The sequence below is a fragment of the Paenibacillus sp. 01L418 genome (assembly GCF_056400045.1).
Genome location: NZ_JBFTSN010000536.1, coordinates 1 through 3811 on the forward strand (window position 1 = coordinate 1; position 3811 = coordinate 3811).

The window sequence follows — 3811 nt, forward strand, 5'->3', positions numbered from 1 at the left end:
CTATCAACCTTTGACGGCACCGATCATCATACCCGAAATAAAGTAACGCTGAAGCGCCGGATATACGAGCAAAATGGGAATGGTTGCGAACATGATCGAGGCAGCTTTAAGACTTTCCGGTATCGGTACCGAGGCATTAAGCCCCTCTGCTATCGCCATATCGTTAACTTGGCTGTTGATGACCATTTCGTACAGCTTTAATTGAAGTGGATAAAGCTCCGATTTGGTAATGTACAACAAGGCATCCATAAATCCGTTCCACCTGCCCACTGCGTAAAACAAGCTAAGTGTGGCCATGACCGGAAGCGACAGCGGCAGGATGACATGCCACAAAATTTTAAAATGGTTGGCTCCGTCCATCCGCGCCGACTCTTCCAGCTCTACTGGAATGGAGGAGAAAAAGGTCTTGATGATGAGCAAATAAAAGGCATTAACCATCCCCGGCAAAATGAGCGCCCAGATCGAATCAAGCAAATGCAAGTTTTTTACGAGTAAATATTCCGGTATCATTCCTCCGCTGAAAAACATCGTCAGGACGATAAGGAGAAGAAAAAAGTTTCTTCCCTTTAGGTTAGGCTTCGTCAAGGGATAGGCTGCCATAATCGTCATCAGCATCGATATAGCCGTGAACAAAACAACTAGTCCAATAGTAAAAAGTAAGGAATGGATCATCGCTGCATTGCCGAAAACAGCCTCGTAAGCGGAAAAATMGATTTCTACGGGTAGTATCGTAACTTTTCCTGATAGAATCGGCCCGTTGGCGCTTAACGACAAGGCGAAAATATGAAGCAGCGGCAGCAGGCAGAAGAGCCCCGCCGTTATGATTACGACCATGATCATTGCATCTACGATTTTGTCATTTCCATACGCTCTCATATCTGCCCTCCTACCAAATGCCTTGATCATTAACTTTTCTGGAAATATAATCGGCCGACAGCAGGAAAATAAGACCTACAACCGCTTGGAACAGACCGATAGCCGTTGCTATTGTATATCGTGCGGATTGAATTCCGATTTTGTATACATACGTGCTGATAACCTCAGACACATCGGTGACGAGAGGATTGCTAAGTACAAACGGCCGATCAAATCCAATGCTGGCCATATGTCCAATATTAATAATGAGTAGAATGATAATTGTCGGCTTGATCCCCGGCAGCGTGATATGCCAGATTTTACGCATTCGGCTTGCACCATCTACATCTGCCGCTTCGTAAAGATCCTTGTTAATTCCCGTTAACGCAGCGAGATAAATGATCGTTCCCCACCCAGCGCTCTGCCAAATACCTATGCCTAAATATGTAAGCACCCAGTAAACAGGCTCCGTAAGGAATGGAATGACCTTCATCCCTAAAGACTTCAGCAGATTGTTGACAATACCGTTATTGGTCGCCAGCAGCTGAATAGCCATCCCGCCGATGATGACCCATGATATAAAATGAGGCAAATAAAGAATCGTCTGTGCGCCTTTTTTGAACCATTTTATACGAAGCTCATTTAACAGTATCGCTAGTGCGATTGGAATCGGAAAACTTACGACAAGATCCAAGAAATTGAGTAGAAAGGTGTTGCGGAGCGCATTGTAAAAACCATCCATCTGAAATACTTCCCGGAACGTTTCGAAACCGACCCAGGGGCTTGCTAAAATGCCTTGAAACATGTTGTAGTCCTTAAATGCAATGACGACGCCCAGCATTGGTGTGTACTTAAAAATAATAAAATACGCCAAGGGCAGAAGCAGCAGCAGGTATAACTGCCAATCCCTGTACAGCGCTTTCATACGAACGCGCGGCACGGCCTTGACCTTCCTCTGGCGTTCCGTTGCAATCTGCATGGATGACCTCCTGACTCTTATTGGAAGCAAATATTTCGACTTGGTTCCAAATGTAACACGCGATTAAGAAATCGGATATTAACAAGAATCAGAGGCTTAACATAATCGGAAATCCCGCTATTCACGCGGACTTTACCATTTTCCGACGATTAACCTTTACGGAAGTAAAAAGAAAATCTGCCGATTAATTCGGCAGATTTGTTGCCATTCATTCGTTTAACCGATAAATGGTTCGATATTCACCTGGCGGTAGATTAAACAATTTTTTGAAAGCGCGGTGGAAGGAAATGACGTGTGTGTAGCCCACCTGTTCAGCAATCCATTGGATAGGCTCATCTGTTTCAAGCAGCATGTTCTTCGCATGTGCGAATCTTACCTTTAGCAAATAATCGATAAAATTTTCACCAAGCTCCTCTTTAAACAAATGACTAACGCTTCTCGCGCTTAGACCAAGCTTCTCGCTGACTTGAATGAGAGACAAGCTCGGATCAGTGTAATGCTGGTCGATGTATTCCTTCGTTTGGAGGGCGATCGTATGATTTTTGCCATTCAGCCTTTTCTTATCCCTATCGCCCGCAAGTTCAGTCAAAACAGCCGCAAGCTGAATCTCAAGCTCGTCGATCGTCTCAGCATGCTGCGCGATTTGCCTGAACCTGCTTCGGTATTCGCTGCTCCATATCGTCTCGATATCACTTGGCAATGCTTCCATATCTTTCTCAAGCTGGCGGATTAGATTATGAATGAACGCTTCAATATCCGCGCGCGAGATTAACATGCCTTTCAACTTAAGAAAAATTCGGCTCAGCTTAATTTCCCATTGCCCGTCGTCCATCCGGCAAGAGCGTGACAGCTCCAATATGGATTGAAAGCACAGAAGTGTCTCTCCTGTTTGTTTTGTACATCTTAACCGGTTATCAATTACGCTGTTTGTGCCAAAAACAGCTTTATAGGATACATTCTCAGCAGCGCTGCGGTAAGCGGCAGCAATATCATGAATCGAATGGACGAAGTCTCCAATTCCGCAAGATACGGTTAACTCCAAATGCTCGTTCATCCACTTGCGGAATTCCTCGCATACTTGTACCAGCCTATCTTGAATGGACTCTGAGCTTTGCTGTAAAAGGACAACAAAAGCCATTCGCTGAGGCTCTGTCCATACGTGTTGGATCTGCAATTCCTTCTGCTGCATAAGCTCTCGAAAAGCGGATTCAATAAGAAATTTCAGCAGGTTTTGATCACTGGCTTTATATTTATCGGTAAATGCGGCAAAATGGTCAATTTCTAGAGCAATGACGCCAAGGTATTCATATGAATGCGGCAAGCCAAGTGCCGATGCCTGCTTTTTCCATTCCTGATCGGTCAGCATGGATCGTCCAACAAGCAGCTCCTGAAGGAGATTCCGTTGACGGAGCAGCAAATCCTCTTTATGCAGATGCTCATAATCAATCGATTTTTTCAATAAATGATCAATGGCGGTTTCGATGAATTTAAACTCGTTTCGGGGCATCTTAATGCCAAGCTCTTGGCTTTTGCGAGCCGCATATCCGTCGATTTTACCCATGATGGTCTGGATCGGCTTGTAAGAGACATGCGTAATAAAAGTAAACCATACTAAGGCAAGTATGATGATGATAAATACGATAATAAACCACATGTTGGAAAACAATGAGAGGGCGGAAAATTCGTTGGCATGCACGCTGTCTGCATAGTATTGCCAACCGGTGTATGGGGAGCTGGCATAAATACCGCCTTCCTTGGCAGAAGGCAGAGTGGACTCAAACGGCTTCTTCTCCCAATCGAGAAGTTGAATCGTGCCGCCGTATCCATTGAATTGATTCATAAAATCGATGATGGAGCTTACGTTAAGATTGACGACCACCGCTCCCTGCTTATCAGACGCGAATGGGTAAGCCTTTACCAGTGAAACAACCTTGCGAGTGGAATCATCAAGGATAGATTGACTATACTCTCTTGGGC

3 protein-coding genes are annotated in these 3811 nt (G+C 44.8%); all 3 read right to left on the minus strand.

What is annotated here, in order from left to right; translation table 11 throughout:
• Positions 1-3 precede the first annotated feature (3 nt).
• Positions 4-876 carry a carbohydrate ABC transporter permease gene (locus tag AC1DSE_RS32135; RefSeq protein ID WP_477528822.1) on the minus strand — a complete coding sequence of 291 codons (873 nt, stop codon included), beginning with the start codon at positions 874-876 and terminating at the stop codon, positions 4-6.
• Positions 877-886: 10 nt separating this feature from the next.
• Complete coding sequence (locus tag AC1DSE_RS32140) at positions 887-1834, minus strand: ABC transporter permease (RefSeq protein WP_477511027.1); 948 nt, start codon at positions 1832-1834, stop codon at positions 887-889.
• Positions 1835-2042: 208 nt separating this feature from the next.
• On the minus strand, positions 2043-3811 hold a 1769-nt coding region (locus tag AC1DSE_RS32145; protein ID WP_477528823.1), incomplete at its 5' end, for a helix-turn-helix domain-containing protein.